Raw genomic sequence first — 16,832 nt, 5'->3', positions numbered from 1 at the left:
TCAATATCCCAATCTTATCTAAAAACCATCCCCCTTAATGCCGTTCCAACCACGCCCGCATTTTACCCGGATTAAGCAAACCGTAAGGATCGACCAACTCTTTAAACTGCAACTGTTCCACATTAATACTTTTCATCCCTCCATCTTCCAATATATAAGTGTGAGGATTAGCAATCAGTGCGCCTTGCTCTTCGTGATAGCGAATAATTTCATTGAGCCGTGATTCCGTAGTGTAGCGAACTATTTGCAAAGCCGCGGCGATCGCTCTGCCATTCATCCGCAAAAACTCCAAGTGCATCATCACCTCATCCCCATAATAATTGTACAGTTCCTCAATCAATTTCAAACCTTTATCTGCGGGAAAAAGCGTCTGCAAATAAGTCAGAGACGGGTCAGCGCTGCGAGCGTGCAGAGTTGTATGATTCCAAGTAAATTCAGCAATGGCTCCACCTTTGCTCGCTGCTTGCGCGTTTTTTTGATAGCAAATTGTGCCGCCATATTCGCGCACTAAATCTTGCAGCGGTTCCAGACAAGATTCAGATACCATTAACAAAGCGCAGTGCTTACCTTCAGGAAGATCCTCGCGGAAAGCAGCAAAATAAGCAGGAATCGGCCAAGCACAAACACAAATTAGTTTTTTGATAATTCCGTCAGCATCGCCCAAAGCTTGACCGAAGTTTGCCGATGTCATAAAATCGTCAAAAGCGACAATGATTTCCGCCCAAGGATAAGCAGGGGCGAGGGGAATTTCTAACTCAGTAATAATCCCATTTGTGCCGTAAGCGTGATTGACTTTCTGCACTTCATGGCCGCGCAATTCGATGACGCGGGGCTCGTCTTCCATTGTAACGACTCGAACGGCATGAAGATTTCCCCGATCGCGCAATTGCCCGTAAGTTATCGAACCAATTCCCCCGCTACCGCCGCCGATAAATCCTCCAATCGTTGCGGTGCGATAGGTTGAGGGAACCATCCGCAATTCCCAACCAGTTTCTCGCGCTTGTTTGTCGAAAACCGACATTTTCACCCCCGGTTCTACACAAGCTAAACCTGGTTTTATCCAGCGGATACTGTGCATTTTGGTGGTATCTAAAATGACGCCGCCCTTGAGGGGAATGCACTGCCCGTAATTGCCCGTTCCTGCACCTCTAACAGTTAGCGGAATTTTGGATTTGACGCAGGCTGCTGCAATCCGCAAAACTTCGGCTTCGCTGGCGGGACGAACTACTAAATCTCCTGTTTTATCACTTAAGAGAGGTTGCAAAACAGGACTGAAGTGATAATAGTCTTGAGATAGCTTGACAACTTGCGCGCGATCGCTAATTATTTCGATTCCCGAGAGTTCCGAAGAAAAAGCATCCCAGTCAATACTTTGAATCGCAGTTGCAGTCATTTTGTTTACTCCATGCTGGCAGTATTATATATTTTCTCAAGCCGAACTTAGTAGCCAAAAATACTAGCTGCAATTTTTCTTTAAGCAGTAAGGTGCTTATGCGCGCACCCTACACATAGAAGTTCTGCCTCCAGGAGTGCTTTTTTCAATTAACAAATCCCCCAAACACCGCCATACCGTAGTATTTCCAAGGCACTGCAACAGTCTCAAATCTAGCTTTTACCAGCATTTCCAACTGTGCCGAAAGTGTAGCTAGGCGATCGGGATTAGAATACCCGTAAGAGACACTCGTTCCCACATTTGCGCGAATTTGTGCTAAGGTTTCCCCCTGATTTCGCGCCCAATCTTCTCGCGCCGCTTGATAAATATCTTTTATTGCTGCTGATTCTGCTAAAAGAGGATCGGCATTCCAAAAACAGCCACCAGCATTTAAACTTTCGCGAATGCGTTCAAACAATTTCAACTTCATCTCATCCTCAAGATGATGAATTGCCAGAGATGAAATGCAAGCATGGAATTTATCGCCCAAGCCGGAGAAATTGGGATTGTTCGCCCATTCTCCAAAATCCATTTCTAGGCCAGTCCACCGGGCTGCGTATCCTGCCGACTCTATTTTGGCGCGGGCAAAATTAAGCATTCGCGGCGAGTAATCGACAGCAACTATTTCCGCTGATGGGTAGCGTTGGAGAACTTTTAAAGTGAGTTCCCCGGTACCGCAGCCGAGTTCTAAAATGCGATGGTTTGTGTTAGCAATGCAGCCTGCTAATACATCCAGCATTTCGTCATATTTAGGTAAAAGTCGCCGAATGCCGGTATCAAAATTGGCAATATTGACGAAAACTTCTCCGGGATAAATTTCGTTGCGCACAGGTGAGGCAGTAGAGTCAGAATTCACGATCGCCAACCATAGACTACAATTGCTATCCTAACCGAGATAAAGCAAAAATTGCGTGAAGTAGGGACACGGCACTGCCGTGTCCTTAACCGATCATCTGTACTTCACTCAACAGAAAATCACTATAAAGTTATGCGTATTCTTACGGATAAGGGAAACACTCGCGGTAAACAATAATTAACCCTCCGTTGCACCCAGAGAGTATTGGTTTACCCCGGACGCCAGCAAAACAGTCTGAACAAGCAGTGTTATGTTAGTAGTGCATAAATTGAAATAAAGATTAAAGCTCAGGCTTGAGGATACCATGCGCCAGTTGATTTCTCGCAGTCGGGCTGCCATCAGCCAATTAATTTATAAGCGGATTCTGCTTGCGCTGACAATTTTATTTTGTGTAGGTGTAGGAGTAGCGATGGCAAATATGTCTCGTCTTTCCTCCACCCTAATCGAATCGCAAGCCCTCCAAAATGCCACCCTCTATGCCCAAGCTATTAAAGAAGCCCGCACCCTTTACAGTTCCGATGTTGTCAATCCTCTAAACACCGCTAAAGCGATTAACTTTACCCACGACTACAACCCGACAAAAGTAACAATTCCGGTACCGGCTGCTTTCTTAATAGAAGTCGGTCAAAATATCACAAATAAAAATCCCGAAGTATCACTTCGTCTCTACAGCGACTACCCGTTTCCCTGGCGGCGAGGAGAAGGCGGAGCCCGAGACGATTTTGAACGGCAAGCTATTACGTATTTGACCCAAAATCCGACACAAAAGTTTTTTCGCCGTGAGGATTATCGCGGCAAACCAGCATTTCGATATGCCGAGGCAGATATTCTAAGTTCTAGCTGCGTGAACTGTCACAATACTCACCCTGACAGTCCTAAAACTGATTGGAAATTGGGAGATGTGCGGGGAATATTAGAAATTACTCAACCTCTCGGTACCATCACCCAAAACACTCAAAGTGAACTTAAGAACCTGTTTTTACTGTTAGTAGGACTTTCAACTTTAGGGGTCACAGGATTAACTTTATCTATCAGCAGGTTGCGCCAAAATGCTAAACAATTAGAACAGCGCGTCTGGGAACGCACGGCACAATTGCAAGAAACTAATGTAGAATTGGTAAAAGAACAGGAAAAGAGCGATCGCCTGCTGCTAAATATTTTACCCGAATCCATTGCTGCTAAGCTAAAAGATGGTCAAAGCAGTATTGCTGACGGCTTCGCAGAAGTCACGATTTTGTTTGCGGATATCGTAGGCTTTACCGTGCTTTCATCACAAATATCTCCCGAAGAATTGCTCGATTTTCTCAACGAAATTTTTTCAGCCTTCGATTGTCTGACAGAAAAGTACGGCTTGGAAAAAATCAAAACAATTGGAGATGCTTACATGGTAGTGGGAGGTTTGCCAAATCCCAGCACCAACCACGCTGAAAGCATTGCGGAAATGGCTTTAGATATGCAGGAGGAATTAGCAAAATTTAATGCCAAACATCATGCAGGAATGAACATTCGCATCGGCATCAATACCGGGCCTGCAATTGCGGGGGTTATTGGCACTAAAAAATTTATTTATGACCTCTGGGGCGATGCCGTCAATACAGCATCCCGCATGGAATCCCACGGGATTGCCGGCGCGATTCAAGTCACACAATCAACTTACGATATCTTGAGAAATAAGTATCTCTTTGAATACAGAGGAATGATCCACATCAAAGGCAAGGGCGATATGAATACTTATCTGCTTGCAGGCAGGCTAGTCAGCGCAGTTTCGGTTTGATTTGTTTATTATATTATGAAGGGGTCTGCTAGTTAGTCCGGAGTCATCAGTCATTAGTTGTTAGCCCTTAGCCAAGAACTAACAGTTAATGCTTGCTGGCTTTTGACTGCTGACAATTACAGGAATTACACAGGGGATGTGAGAACCAGGTTTCTGCGCGGTTGCTTCGTTGACAAACCAAAAATTTATTACGAGAAACCGGGTTTATTTTCCTATGTCCTACATTAGCCATTGGCAAAATAGTAAGTTTTATGTTATCGCGGATTTTATCATTTTTGAAATTTTTCAAATCTCGCTTGTCTAGGCAAATAGCTTTGTGGGTATTTGCTAGCATTCTTGTCATAGAGGGAATTATTTTAGTTCCCTCTTATTTTCGGCGAGAAAATGAACTTTTAAGTCAACTGGAACAGGTATCTCGGGCGACAGTTGATTCCCTAGAGTTTTTGCTACAGCAAGATATTTCCGATCGCACTTTCTTGCAAGAAGAAGTAAAAAATATTACTAAAGATTCTCAAGTAGTGTTAGGACTATCTATTTACCAAGCTAACGGTGAGCTAATATATACACTTGGCGAACCGCCAGAAATCCGTTTACAGCAACTAAAAAAAGCTCGTATAGTTCACAGTCACAAGTTCGATGGCAAGCGCTACGATATTGCTTGGACGGAGCGACATTTTGGAGGCGATTACATCTTAATTGTTCGCCACGATGCTTCCACCGTTCAACCGGAACTCTACGCATTTATCGGGCGAATTGCCGTTCTAGTTATCATTATATCAGCCTTTGTCACTTCTGTGACTATGTTTTTTTTAGGGGTGACAGTAATTTCACCTCTCTTGAGATTGCGCGATGACTTGATCGCTGCTGGAGACGCTTTGAGCAAAGATCGAGAACAACCTGATTTCTACTCTCTGTCTGTCAAGCGCGATGACGAGTTGGGAGAACTCATGGTCGCATTCAATCAAATGTTTCACCGAGTATACAAGGAAATCGCACAGCGTAAACAAGCTGAGGAAGTATTGCGCGCCGAACAAGAAAAGTCCGAACGTTTATTACTAAATATATTACCGGCAATGATTGCCGATCGCCTAAAACAGGGTCAGATAAATATTGCGGACGGATTTGCCGAGGTTACGGTTTTGTTTGCTGATATTGTGGGTTTTACCGAAATATCTTCGCGCACATCTCCTGAAGAATTAGTAGAATTACTTAATAAAATATTTTCAGCTTTCGATCGCTTGAGCGAGCAATACGGCTTAGAAAAAATTAAGACGATAGGTGACAATTATATGGTAGCAGGCGGTTTGCCTCTTCCCTGTACAAATCACGCCGAATCTATTGCCGAAATGGCCCTGGAAATGCAGCAAGAAATTATGAAATTCCGCGACGAATGCGGTAAACCTCTCAATATCCGCATTGGCATTAATACTGGGCCTGTTGTAGCAGGTGTCATCGGCACTAAAAAGTTTATTTACGATTTGTGGGGAGATGCTGTGAATACAGCAAGCCGCATGGAGTCTCAGGGACTTCCTGGTAAAATTCAAGTTAGCAACTCAACTTATGAGTTGCTGTGCGATAAGTATTTGTTGGAAAAACGCGGTAAAATTAATGTTAAAGGCAAAGGATCTATGACGACTTATTTGCTCAAAGGCAGAAAATTGTAACTGACAATTTTAACCATCGCCCGCGAATACGTGGTATGGGGGCTGACGTTGCAGCGCAGCCGCCATCGACACCAAACTATATTTTTTTTGAACGAACCGCGAAGACGCTAAGGACACGAAGGAAGAGAAGAAGAAAGAAGAAAAAATAAAAAGTTCATAAGTGAGGGAAACTTGCTATATTAAAAGGCGACTTAATATTAGTTTGACTGGTAGAAATGACGGCGGATCAGGAACATAATTATTCAAATTCACCGATTTGGCAGCCCTTTACGCAAATGAAAACGGCTGCCCCGCCGCTGAAGGTAATTCGTGGCAAAGGATCGGTGCTGGAATTAGCAGACGGGCGGCAAATTCTCGACTGCATTTCTAGTTGGTGGGTGACTGTTCATGGGCACAGCCATCCGGTTCTCGCTGAGGCTCTTTATGAACAAGCCCAAAAGTTAGAACACGTAATCTTTGCGGGATTTACTCACGAACCGGCCGAGAAACTTGCGAGTAAATTGCTAACTCATACGCCTGCTTCTTTAACGCGGATTTTCTTTTCTGATAACGGTTCAACTGCTGTTGAAGTTGCTCTGAAAATGGCATTTCAATATTGGCGCAATCTCGGAGAAACTAACCGTACTAGCTTTATTAGTTTTGAGGGAGGTTATCACGGCGATACTGTGGGCGCGATGTCTGCTGGCAGAAGTTCGCTGTGGTGGGAATCTTTTGCACCTTTAATGTTTCCTGGGGATGTTGTTCCTTTTCCTGCGACTTTTGACGGCGACGAGGAGGTGGAAAGCAAGGAGGCGGCGAGTTTAGAGAAGTTGGAGTTTTTGTTAAAGCAGGGCGGCTATGCGGGAATTTTTATCGAACCTTTGGTGCAAGGTGCCGGGGGAATGCGAATGTGCCGCCCTGAGTTTTTGCAGGCGATCGCACAACTTGCTCGCCAGTTTAATGTATTGTTGATTTACGATGAAGTAATGACTGGTTTTGGGCGCACGGGGGAACTGTTTGCCTCTGTTAAATCTGGAACTTCGCCGGATATTCTGTGTTTGTCTAAAGGATTGTCTGGCGGCTGCTTGCCAATTGCTGTCACAATGGCATCGGAGGATATTTATCAAGCTTTCTGGCGGGATGAATCGGACAAAGCTTTTTTTCACGGTCATTCTTACACCGGAAATCCTTTAGCTTGTGCGGTGAGTGTAGCATCTATGGAGCTTTTGGAGCAAAACCCAAATGTTTATCAAGGGATGGAAAAACTGCACCGCAAATATCTAAATCAATGGCTGAGAAATCATCCTAAGCTTGAACGGATTCGGACTTGCGGCACCATCGCAGCAATGGATGTGAAAACCGAAAGCGTTTCCGGTTATTTTAATGACATCGCTCCTGTATTGAAAGCCAGATTTCTCGAAGCGGGGTTTTTGCTCCGCCCCTTGGGAAACACGCTTTACTTGATGCCTCCCTACTGCATTTCTCCTGATGAACTAGAATCGATTTATCGGGTAATTCGTCAGGTTTTGGATACTCTGTAAACCCTTTAATTTTAGTAATGAATTTACCCAATTGGAACGATTTGGCTGACGACGCGCTGGCGGGCAAATGTATCTCTCGCGAGCAATCTTTAGCCGTATTGCGCGCACCGGATGAGGTTTTGCTGGAACAACTAAACGCAGCTTATCGGGTGCGCCGCCACTACTGGGGAAACCGAGTCAGGCTGCACTATTTGTTAAATGCTCAAAGTGGCCTTTGTCCTGAAGATTGCCATTATTGTTCTCAGTCAAAAATTTCGACTGCGGAAATTGAGAAATATCCGCTTTTAGCTAAGGAGAAAATTCTGGATGCCGCCCAACGCGCAGCAGATTTAAAAGCTGGTACATTTTGTTTGGTGATTTCTGGCCGCCAACCCAGCGCATCTACTTTCGATCGCGTTTTGGATGCTGTCGAGACTGTGAAGGCAAATCATAACCTGAAAATCTGCGCTTGTTTGGGATTGTTGAGCGAGGAACAAACTCACCGTTTGGCTAAAGCTGGAGTCGATCGCGTAAATCACAATCTCAATACTTCCGAATCATATCACACGGACATTTGCACTACTCACACTTTTGGCGATCGGGTTGAAACCGTCGAACACGTAAAAGCAGCGGGAATCACAACTTGTTCCGGCGGCATTTTGGGGATGGGCGAATCGGATGATGATGCGATCGATTTAGCGCTTTCGCTTCGCAAGTTGGGCGTTACTAGCGTGCCGGTCAACTTTTTTATTCCGATTCCCGGCACGCCATTTGCAGAGGTAAACAGGTTAACTCCCCGCCAATGTTTGCGAATTCTCTGTTTGTTCCGATTTTTGCTTCCGAGTCAAGAAATTCGGATTGCTGGGGGACGGGAGGTGCATTTGCGATCGCTGCAACCTCTCGGACTCTACCCCGCTAATTCTATCTTTGTGGGCGATTATCTGACAACTCCCGGACAAGCTGCACATCAAGATTGGGACATGATTCGAGATGCGGGATTTGCGATCGAATCCCCCGAAGGTTCTCTCTTAGAAGTTGATTCAGCAGTTACCAAACCCGAACAAAAAACCCTGGTTGTTTAACTATTATAGTAGTTTTCAATCAGATGAAATAGAGTAGGACACGGCAGTGCCGTGGGCCTACCCAATATCTCTACTTCCCGTTTACGCATGGGGAAGAGAAACCGGGTTTCTGAGGTAGCAAATGCCTAAGCCGTAAGCTCTTAGATTGTAGTCATAAACCCTTATTCTCCGGTTGATATTCTTCAATCTAAGATCTAAAATATAAAATAATACAAGAGGGGGAAATTGTGGACAAACGCGAAGAAATTACGATCGCAGAATACCAGCTAACTGCCGAATCTTTCCGAGAAGGAACTTGGCACCACGACGTATCCCAAAATCGCTCCGCATTGACCGCTGCCATGCCGCGCAATCCCGGTAAAATTCTCGATATAGGATGCGGCCCGGGACGAGATTTAGTAGCGTTCAAGAGCCAAGGACACACAGTTGTAGGCTTAGATGCAACTCCGGCTTTTGTAGAAATAGCTAAGAAATTATCAGGATGCGAAGTTTGGCAGCAATCTTTTCTGAATCTCGACTTGCCAAAGGCAGAATTTGACGGTATTTTTGCCAATGCTTCCTTGATTCACGTTCCCAGCGATGAGATGGTGAAAGTGCTGAAAGATTTGCACCAAGCCTTAGTTGTTAACGGTGCAATTGTCATGTCAATGTGCCGGGGAAATTGGGAGGGATACGACGAGCGACCAACCGGAAAACGCTATACTGCCGGATGGGAATATCATACTTTAGCGCCTTGTTTAGAACAAGCGGGATTTGCCATTGTCAATCACTACTATCGCCCCCCCGGCTTACCGCGCGAAGCTCAATCTTGGGTAGTAATGGTGGGCAGAAAAATCTAACGTAAATTGGAAATAGGCAATCGGTAATCGCAAATCATTCCCCTCTCTTCCTCTGCGCCCTCTGCGCCCTCTGCGGTTAAATAAAAAAACTCATTCACCAATTGACAGAGGATTCTTGTATAATCTACATTCAAATAAACCACTTTGTGAACCCCTTAAATCAAAATTGATATGACAGAGAAATGCCACATTTTTTTAGCTGGTGCTAGTCGAGGAGTCGGCTTAGAAATCGCGAAATGTCTGATATCACAAAATATGCAAGTAACTGCACTTTTGCGATCGCCCGCTACCAGCACCGAATTAGAAACCATGGGCATCAAAGTCGTGACTGGCGATGCTTTGGATGCTGCCGCTATGGAAGTGGCAATGGCTGGCGGTGAGCCAATTCATGCCGTAATCAGCACAATTGGCGGCTTGCCCAAAGATGGGGAAAGAGCCGATTATTTGGGCAACAAAAACTTGATTGATGCGGCTGTCAAAGCAGGCGTACAAAAATTTATTTTAGTTTCATCCATCGGTAGCGGTAACAGTGCCGCTGCTTTGCAACCGCAAGTTTTGGAAACTTTGGGCCCGGTCTTAAGTGAGAAAGAAAAAGCCGAAAATCATTTGATAGAAAGCGGGATGATTTATACAGTGATTCGTCCCGGCGGACTCAAGTCGGAACCTGCAACAGGCAACGGTATTTTAACAGAAGATTGTCGAGTTGCTGGAACTATTCACCGGGCGGATGTAGCGCAGCTAGTTTGTCAGTGTTTAGTTTCTGATGCTGCTAATAATAAAGTTTTGTCGGCGGTAGACAGGCAAATGCTTTACGGCAATCCAGAATTTGAGGTATTAAATCTTTAGGGGCGGGTTTAGCGCAAAATAAGCTGTTTCGCATCTAAATTGTATTTTTTGGGCGGGCTAGAAGCCCACCCCACAATAAAATTGAACTTTTGTGGAACAGGCATCTTGCCTGTTCCTAAAAATGCTGCAAGATTTTGCACTCAAGAATCGAAAGGCTTAATCCACGATCGCCCGATCGCCCAATCCAAAACCAAACCCGCGATCGCAAACAATACCACACTCTCGGCACCGCGAACAGCAAATGGCAATAACTCCTGTAGGGCGGGCATCTTCCCGGGTTCAAAAAACAATCCAGCATCCAATTGTCCAAAAGCCCGCACCAACCCAAAAGCCAACACAGCACCAGATTTAAGCTGCGGGTTAACATCTCGGCGAATCGCATAGCGGTAAGTCACGCCGAACAAAAAACCGCCTAAAAGTGCGATCGCCCCTCTGAAGGCAAAATTTAGGTCAATTTCCCTTACCTGCAAACTCGCCAGAGAATCGAACCTATGCGCCAGAATTAAGCTATTACCAAGGGCGATCGCCCCAAAACCCAGCAAACAAGACAAAGCAGCAACACTCCCTGCCTTCAAAGATTCTATCCGTTCAGCGGCACTAAAATTTGACGAGTCCTTCACGGCGCCCTCATTTCAAAAATGGCTCAAATTGACTTATCATAAGGTTTGTAGTCACTTTGTACAGTTTGTTCAATAAATAGCTATGGATATTTTGTCACTCGGTTGGGTTTCGGTGCTAGTTCTGTTCTCCTTCTCAATTTCAATGGTCGTTTGGGGACGCAACGGTTTCTAGATTCCAGAATAGCTTGCGGGGCAAGCTTTTTAACTGCCCCGCATTTTTTTAAAATCCTATTTAACCAAATCAAAATAACAGGAGTTGGAAACATGACAGCCAAAAAAATCTTAATGTTAGTCGGCGACTTTGTAGAAGACTACGAAGTAATGGTGCCCTTCCAAGCACTGCAAATGGTAGGTCACACCGTCCACGCCGTCTGCCCGGACAAAGCCGCAGGCCAAACGATTCGCACCGCAATTCACGACTTTGAAGGCGATCAAACCTACAGCGAAAAACCCGGTCACAACTTCACTTTAAACGCGACTTTTGACGAAATCAACCCGGCAGACTACGACGCTTTGATTATCCCCGGAGGACGCGCCCCAGAATACATCCGCCTCAACGAACAAGTGCTGCAAATTACCCGCTACTTTGCCAACAGCAAAAAGCCGATCGCATCTATTTGTCACGGCTTACAGGTTCTAACTGCAGCAGGCGTACTCGAAGGCAAACGCTGCACCGCATACCCGGCTTGCAGCCCCGACGTACTCCGGGCCGGCGGCAAATATACAGAAGTTCCCGTTACCGAAGCGGTAGTCGATGGCAATTTAGTCACCGCCCCCGCGTGGCCAGCACATCCTAACTGGCTAGCTGAATTCCTGAAAGTTTTGGGAACGAAGATCGAACATTCAGAGAAAGTCGAAGTATGACTATTTTCACAGTCAAAGTTAAACCGAATTCCAAACAGCAAAGCATCGCAGAACAACCAGACGGCAGCCTCACAGCACATCTCAAGTCGCCGCCCGTTGATGGTAAAGCCAATCAAGAATTAATCGTGTTGTTGGCGAAAAAGTTTAAAGTGCCGAAATCTGCGATCGGCATTAAATCCGGTTTTTTTTCCAGAAATAAACTTGTGGAAATACCAATCCAACCTTTAACTTTGAAATAAAGGTAATAACACATCTATCTAAAGAGGGATACAGACTCAACTTTAAAATTATATATTAATAGTTGTAGAGTTAGAATAAAAAATTATGAGCATTGAAAATAGAGTCGAAGCAACAGCGAAGAATATTGAAGGCAAAATCCAAGAAGCTGCTAGCGAAGTTACAGGCAATCAGAAAGATAAATTAGAAGGTCAAGCCAAGCAGGACGAAGCATCAGCAATTCACCTGAAAGAAGACCTCAAAGATAAAGCAAAAGAGATTGTAGACAAAGCTTAGTAACAGTATTTGCTACAAGTTTCCTGCCTACTAAATCCAGCAAACATATCGTTTGCTGGTTTTTTTTATAGATAGTTTTCCGAGATTATAGTCCTAGACGCATTGGAACCCAGAAACCGCGTTTGATGGACGAAAAGACGCGTTGCAGCCAGCAGATTCGGTAAAAAACCCGGTTTCTTTGCCGGAGTGCGTCCAGCACTGACTATAAAGCAATACGCTTGGGTTAAAACTGTTTATTCCTCGAAAATCGCCCTAAATTCCCATTAATAAGGGCGACTTTGAGTAAGTTCTTGTCCCCCCTTCATTCCCCCCTTGGAGGAGTAGGGGGTGGGCTGGGGGGAGTGGGGCTAGGGAGGATTGGGCTTAACAGAACCGTGTTCAGAAACCGGGTTTTTCAACCAAAATATTTGGTTCAAACCCTTAATCTTGGTGAAAAAACCCGGTTTCTTTAGTCCCGGTGCGTAAGTCCTGATAAAGATTATTGGTGCGTGGCAAAATTCATCGGCGAACCGCCGCTACAGCTTCTACTAATTCATAATGTAAAAGCATTAACATTGTGGCGGGAATTGTCTCCCTTGCATAAGTTGTGCCATCTTGATGAAAAATTTATACATCCAAAGCACTGCCATCAAATTCCATCACAACTGTTCCTACTTGTCCTTTATGTAATTTAATGATTTATTTTTTTTACAAAATGGCTTGCTTCTAAATATTCTGTTAAAGCAACAATATCTAGGTCTTTAATTCTTTTCCTTATTTGTACCTCACTTTTGGACTGGGCTGGGGGCGGGTTTATCAAGCTTAGTCCTGGAGGCAGAAACCGGGTTTTTACCGAAATACTGCATCCCGGCTTTTAACTAGGAGTGAAAAACCCGGTTTCTTTGGTTCTGATGCGTCAGTTCTAAAGATTATTGGGTCGTGGCCAAATTCATTGGTGAACCCGTCCCATACCCCATTCGATTTTCGATTAAAATTACCCATCTAAAATCTAAAATGTAAAATCTAAAATTGCCCCATGCTAATGCCCACAAAAAAGCCAGGGATGGATATCCCCAGCTCGAAACATAGCACAATTAGTTTTTGGAGTTGGTAGGGCGATGTTTCAGAATCGACCCCACCCACTTTTACCCAAATTAAATCAGGGTAATGTCACCAGCCGTCAGGCCCGGTCTGCCATTCAGAATTGCCAGCGTAACGCCTGTGTCAGGACCAGCAGTACCGTCAGAGTCAAATCCTAGTCGTCCGGTTCCATTTTCATAAAAGAGGAACGGCTGTGACGCGCTCGCCCCGGCGGGACCAAACTGGCCACTGTAAGCCCCGCTCTCAAGCACCAAGAACGACCTCGAAGAAAGTCGATTCGTACCTTCGACTGCACTCAATCCGGGGAAGCTGTTGAATTGCAAGATAAACTTGTCTTGACCGACCACAAAATCGCCGATTTGGTCTGGCCCACTACCCAATGTGCCACCCTCGCCGAAGTTGTTGTAGTAGAAGCTGTCATTACCGGAGCCACCAAGCAGCGTGTCAGCACCAGGCCCCCCACCGAGAGAGTCGTTACCGTCACCGCCGATCAAATAGTCGTTCCCAAAGCCGCCCAGCATCGTGTCGTTCCCGGCGCCAGCATTTAAGGTATCGTCCCCGAATCCTCCGAGGGTAGTGTTGGATGTGTCGCCGAACAGGATGTCATCCCCGTTACCAGTAGTGATGACATCAGTGCCGTTGCCACCAATAATGAAGTTGCTGCCTAAGGTATCGGTAATCAAGTTGGCGACTGTGCCGCTAAAGGTGACGCTGCTAGCGTAGGAGATGAAGTCGTTACCGGCAACGTTGCCAATTACGCGATCGCGCTGGCTGCCAAAGATGATTGTGTCACTTCCCTCGCCACCGTTCATGAGGTTGGTGACGGTGAAGGTGCTGCCAGTAGGATTGGTGTAGCCAATTAACAAATCGTTGCCCAACCCGCCTTCGAGAGTAATCAAAGCAGTACCAGTACCAGCAAAAATGGCCCTGGTAGCATCGATAGTATCGTTGCCATCTCCACCGGCTGCGTTAGTAAAGGTACCGCTCAGGCTGTCGTTGCCTTCACCGCCAATCATCGTATCGCTGGAGAAGGCAGCGACGATCGTGTCATTGCCCACTCCGCCGTCGAGCAAGTTGCGACCCGCGAAGCCGGGAAATGAACTGGAGGCGCCTACGCTCGAAATTACATTCGGCACCGACGCCGACACGATGAAGTCGTCGCCTGCACCTCCCAACGCAGTATCAGAAGTGGCAAAAACGTTGATCGTGTCGTTACCGTCGCCGCCCTCAAAGAAGTTTCTGCCGGCACCAAACTCGCCGATCGCGCCGTTGAGAAAATCGTTGCCGCCACCGCCAATCAAGGTGGTTCTCTCAATGCCGATCGTGATGACGGCGGAAGTAAATGGGCTGCTTTGCGTACTGTTGGTAATGACTAAGATGTCGTCGTCAAGATCGCCCGACAGGTAGCTGTTGCTGGCCACACCTCTTAGGGTGTCGTTGCCTCTACCGCCAAAGAGAGTGTCTCTTACATTGATACCTACAACCAAGTCGTCGCCCAAATCACCCCGCAAGTAGTTGCTGCCTTCATTGCCAGCGAAGCCAATACCCAAGCCACCCTGTAAAGAAAGGTTGTTCCCACCGCCTGCGATGAAGAAGCCGATCGCGTCATTGTCCTTACCGCCGTAGAGGGAATCTCCTCTCTGCGCCCCTCCCAGAATCGTATCTGCGCCCTGATTACCAAACATCAGGTTAGCTTCGACAGTACCTTGGAGGATGTCTTCTCCCAAACCGCCGGCCACGGTAGCGCGGGCTTCAGCGACTATGGTGTCCGAGCCTGCGTCGCCAAACAGCAAAGCCGGAGTGCGCTGGGATCTGATTGAGTCTTCGTCGTCGCCCCCGTATATGGTATCGTTCGGGCCAACTGAAACTAGAGTATCGTTATCGGCTTGGCCAAATATTAAGCTGCCGCCCAGGGTGGAAGTTCTAACGAAATCCGCCCCGGCTCCGGCGAATACTGTATCCGGGCCTAGTCCCGGAAGGTTTAAATCTAGTTGATTAGGATTGTCATCTAACGTTGTCATAAAGCTTCACTCCTCTACTTGTTGGTCATCGCTGGTGCGACTACAGACACTGCCTAGAACACCGAATGTTTGGATTCCGCTGTAGTTTAACCTGTTTGCCAGCCGCAAGTCTAGCCTACAGGCCTTAACCCTGTCTAGACTTTCTCCCTCGCCGACTTTTTGCTTGTAAGCTTTTATTTTCAAAGTCTTCACCCTTTAATAATCCTGGTGCACTGTCTCAGGTGCTCACGCTCAAGAAGACGCGGCTCATCTTCTTAATGTTCCATTCTGGATTGGCGGTCGGGGATCGCGTCCGGGGCAGGAAATTAAAGATTAAAAAAGGCAGATCTGGGTGATCGGGAAGACAAGGGAAATTGGGAGATTTGTTACTTGGTAACAAGGCTTTGTGGCAATTTCCGGTTTTCCAGGCAGGGCCGTCATTTAATAATTCTGGCCCGGATTGAAATCCGTACCGCTCCGGGCTTTAAAAGTCTACGCCCCGCTTTAGTTCTACGCCCCGATCGCCGTAGTGTTTGTGACAGTATACCTCGGAGTGTACGCTTGCCAAGTCAAAGTAAGCGTGGGGTTTGTGGCAGCGCCCGGTGATAATAATTTCTGTATCCCGCGGCTTGCGTAGCAGGGCTTCTACGATCTGCTCTACCGGCAGCAGTTCTAAGTCTACTGTGGGATTGAGTTCGTCGAGAATAATCGTTTTGTACCAGCCGCTGGCGATCGCACATTTGGCGATTTCCCAGCCGCGTTCTGCTTCTATGCAGTCTAGCTCTTGCTGTTGCCCCCGCCAAACTATAGCATCCCGGCCGCACCGCTGGTGGTCTACTAGCTGCGGGTAGCTTTGCCGCAAAGCTGCGATCGCCGCATCTTCTGTATAACCGGTGCCACCTTTGAGCCATTGCACGATTAACACCCGGTGAGATTGGTCTTGACTGATACCCCTACCTATTGCCTGCAAAGCTTTGCCCAAAGCGCTCGTAGACTTGCCTTTCCCCGCTCCAGTGTATATTTCGATACCGGAAATATGATGCTCTGCCGCTGCGGGGTGATAGTGGGGCTTCATTTCTGAGTGTAAGTCGGCAATCTCCAGCAAAGCTTCGGGGGCCGCTCGGCCTGTGGCGATGACTTCTAAATATTCTGGTTTGTTTTTGAGGGTTTGGACTACTTCGTCAACTGGCAGTAAACCCAAGTCCAATACGGGGTTTAGTTCATCTAGTACCACGACCGAATAGAGCTCGCTGGCGATCGCTCCTTTGGCGATATCCCAGCCTCGCTGAGCTTCTGCGCGATCAAACCGGGTGATTGCTTCGGCCCCAAAATATTCGGCTCTGCCGGTACGCACTTGGTCGATCAAGTGCGGAAATGCCCGTTGCAAGGCTTCTATGGCCCCGTCTTCGTCGTAGGAGCGGCCGGGGCCTTTGAGAAAGCGCAGCAACAAGACTCGCGTGGGCGAGTCAGAATTAATACCCAGCCCGATCGACCGCAACACTACTCCCAAAGCTGCCTGAGACTTGCCTTTACCAGCGCCGTCGTAGACGTGAATCTGACCCGCGGCGCGTTCCGACCGGGATGAGGCTGTCCGAATACCAATGCCATTCCTTACCATAATCAGCAGTTGTTTGAGTCTGTATCGGGGTGGGTATTCGATCGCGCGCCTTGAATGTTTAATTTTTCCATTCTCTTGGCGGATCTCAACAGATTATACGATAACTCCTAACCCCCAATCTTTTAAGCATCGATCTAAGGCAATC

Annotated in this window: 15 protein-coding genes and 1 pseudogene; 10 read left to right on the top strand and 6 right to left on the bottom strand. The window is 46.6% G+C overall.

The features are described from left to right. Positions 1-34: 34 nt before the first annotated feature. Positions 35-1,393 carry an FAD-binding oxidoreductase gene (locus tag D0A34_15575; protein ID UNU20111.1) on the bottom strand — a complete coding sequence of 453 codons (1,359 nt, stop codon included), beginning with the start codon at positions 1,391-1,393 and terminating at the stop codon, positions 35-37. Between the two features lie 145 nt (positions 1,394-1,538). Then, on the bottom strand, positions 1,539-2,288 hold the full coding sequence (locus D0A34_15570; protein UNU20110.1) for a class I SAM-dependent methyltransferase: 750 nt from the start codon (positions 2,286-2,288) through the stop codon (positions 1,539-1,541). Between the two features lie 304 nt (positions 2,289-2,592). On the opposite strand from D0A34_15570, the gene D0A34_15565 reads away from it, so the two are divergent. The 6 genes from D0A34_15565 (at position 2,593) to D0A34_15540 (ending at position 9,992) form a co-directional block, all read left to right on the top strand. Continuing rightward, a complete protein-coding gene (locus D0A34_15565) occupies positions 2,593-4,062 on the top strand; it encodes a DUF3365 domain-containing protein (protein UNU20109.1) in 1,470 nt (489 codons plus the stop codon). Between the two features lie 251 nt (positions 4,063-4,313). After that, positions 4,314-5,726: an adenylate/guanylate cyclase domain-containing protein gene (locus tag D0A34_15560; GenBank protein ID UNU20108.1), complete on the top strand. Its 1,413-nt coding sequence runs from the start codon at positions 4,314-4,316 to the stop codon at positions 5,724-5,726. Between the two features lie 215 nt (positions 5,727-5,941). After that, the gene (bioA, locus tag D0A34_15555) at positions 5,942-7,246 is read left to right on the top strand and encodes an adenosylmethionine--8-amino-7-oxononanoate transaminase (GenBank protein UNU20107.1); all 1,305 of its coding nucleotides are present in this window, start codon (positions 5,942-5,944) and stop codon (positions 7,244-7,246) included. A gap of 17 nt (positions 7,247-7,263) precedes the next feature. Further along, positions 7,264-8,307, top strand: a complete 1,044-nt coding sequence (gene bioB, locus D0A34_15550) for a biotin synthase BioB (protein ID UNU20106.1) — start codon at positions 7,264-7,266, stop codon at positions 8,305-8,307. A 227-nt stretch (positions 8,308-8,534) separates the two neighbouring features. Further along, positions 8,535-9,146 (top strand): class I SAM-dependent methyltransferase, encoded by a 612-nt coding sequence (locus D0A34_15545; protein ID UNU20105.1) that lies wholly within the window; start codon positions 8,535-8,537, stop codon positions 9,144-9,146. Between the two features lie 171 nt (positions 9,147-9,317). Beyond that, positions 9,318-9,992, top strand: a complete 675-nt coding sequence (locus D0A34_15540) for an SDR family oxidoreductase (protein UNU20104.1) — start codon at positions 9,318-9,320, stop codon at positions 9,990-9,992. Between the two features lie 140 nt (positions 9,993-10,132). Here the strand turns inward: D0A34_15540 and D0A34_15535 are convergent, their stop codons facing one another. Further along, positions 10,133-10,612, bottom strand: coding sequence for a hypothetical protein (locus tag D0A34_15535; protein ID UNU20103.1), 480 nt, complete (start codon positions 10,610-10,612; stop codon positions 10,133-10,135). An 82-nt stretch (positions 10,613-10,694) separates the two neighbouring features. Here D0A34_15535 and petN point away from each other — a divergent pair, with 82 nt between their 5' ends. The 4 genes from petN (at position 10,695) to D0A34_15515 (ending at position 11,989) form a co-directional block, all read left to right on the top strand. After that, positions 10,695-10,784 (top strand): cytochrome b6-f complex subunit PetN, encoded by a 90-nt coding sequence (gene petN, locus D0A34_15530; protein ID UNU20102.1) that lies wholly within the window; start codon positions 10,695-10,697, stop codon positions 10,782-10,784. A 92-nt stretch (positions 10,785-10,876) separates the two neighbouring features. Next, positions 10,877-11,476: a protease gene (locus D0A34_15525; GenBank protein ID UNU20101.1), complete on the top strand. Its 600-nt coding sequence runs from the start codon at positions 10,877-10,879 to the stop codon at positions 11,474-11,476. Continuing rightward, on the top strand, positions 11,473-11,715 hold the full coding sequence (locus D0A34_15520) for a DUF167 domain-containing protein (protein ID UNU20100.1): 243 nt from the start codon (positions 11,473-11,475) through the stop codon (positions 11,713-11,715). The genes D0A34_15525 and D0A34_15520 overlap by 4 nt, the downstream gene beginning before the upstream one ends. A gap of 85 nt (positions 11,716-11,800) precedes the next feature. Then, entirely contained in the window at positions 11,801-11,989 is a 189-nt protein-coding gene (locus D0A34_15515; GenBank protein ID UNU20099.1) for a CsbD family protein, read from the top strand. Positions 11,990-12,487: 498 nt separating this feature from the next. Here the strand turns inward: D0A34_15515 and D0A34_15510 are convergent. From D0A34_15510 to D0A34_15500, 3 genes and pseudogenes are all read right to left on the bottom strand, one after another. Further along, a pseudogene (locus D0A34_15510) lies at positions 12,488-12,734 on the bottom strand (DUF4926 domain-containing protein). Positions 12,735-13,122: 388 nt separating this feature from the next. Next, positions 13,123-15,090, bottom strand: coding sequence for a calcium-binding protein (locus D0A34_15505; protein UNU20098.1), 1,968 nt, complete (start codon positions 15,088-15,090; stop codon positions 13,123-13,125). Positions 15,091-15,553: 463 nt separating this feature from the next. Continuing rightward, positions 15,554-16,687 (bottom strand): cob(I)yrinic acid a,c-diamide adenosyltransferase, encoded by a 1,134-nt coding sequence (locus D0A34_15500; GenBank protein UNU20097.1) that lies wholly within the window; start codon positions 16,685-16,687, stop codon positions 15,554-15,556. Between the last annotated feature and the right edge of the window lie 145 nt (positions 16,688-16,832).

The sequence above is a fragment of the Microcoleus vaginatus PCC 9802 genome, assembly GCA_022701275.1.
GTDB lineage: Bacteria > Cyanobacteriota > Cyanobacteriia > Cyanobacteriales > Microcoleaceae > Microcoleus > Microcoleus vaginatus_A.
Note: the sequence above shows the minus strand (reverse complement) of the source record. Positions and strands in the feature narration are given on the sequence as shown.

Coding starts and splice junctions, on each gene's coding strand:
- D0A34_15505 (UNU20098.1), bottom strand. CDS start 15,090: ATGACAACGTTAGATGACAATCCTAATCAACTAGATTTAAACCTTCCG.
- D0A34_15520 (UNU20100.1), top strand. CDS start 11,473: ATGACTATTTTCACAGTCAAAGTTAAACCGAATTCCAAACAGCAAAGC.
- D0A34_15540 (UNU20104.1), top strand. CDS start 9,318: ATGACAGAGAAATGCCACATTTTTTTAGCTGGTGCTAGTCGAGGAGTC.
- D0A34_15515 (UNU20099.1), top strand. CDS start 11,801: ATGAGCATTGAAAATAGAGTCGAAGCAACAGCGAAGAATATTGAAGGC.
- bioB (UNU20106.1), top strand. CDS start 7,264: ATGAATTTACCCAATTGGAACGATTTGGCTGACGACGCGCTGGCGGGC.
- bioA (UNU20107.1), top strand. CDS start 5,942: ATGACGGCGGATCAGGAACATAATTATTCAAATTCACCGATTTGGCAG.
- D0A34_15560 (UNU20108.1), top strand. CDS start 4,314: ATGTTATCGCGGATTTTATCATTTTTGAAATTTTTCAAATCTCGCTTG.
- D0A34_15565 (UNU20109.1), top strand. CDS start 2,593: ATGCGCCAGTTGATTTCTCGCAGTCGGGCTGCCATCAGCCAATTAATT.
- D0A34_15575 (UNU20111.1), bottom strand. CDS start 1,393: ATGACTGCAACTGCGATTCAAAGTATTGACTGGGATGCTTTTTCTTCG.
- petN (UNU20102.1), top strand. CDS start 10,695: ATGGATATTTTGTCACTCGGTTGGGTTTCGGTGCTAGTTCTGTTCTCC.
- D0A34_15525 (UNU20101.1), top strand. CDS start 10,877: ATGACAGCCAAAAAAATCTTAATGTTAGTCGGCGACTTTGTAGAAGAC.
- D0A34_15500 (UNU20097.1), bottom strand. CDS start 16,687: ATGGTAAGGAATGGCATTGGTATTCGGACAGCCTCATCCCGGTCGGAA.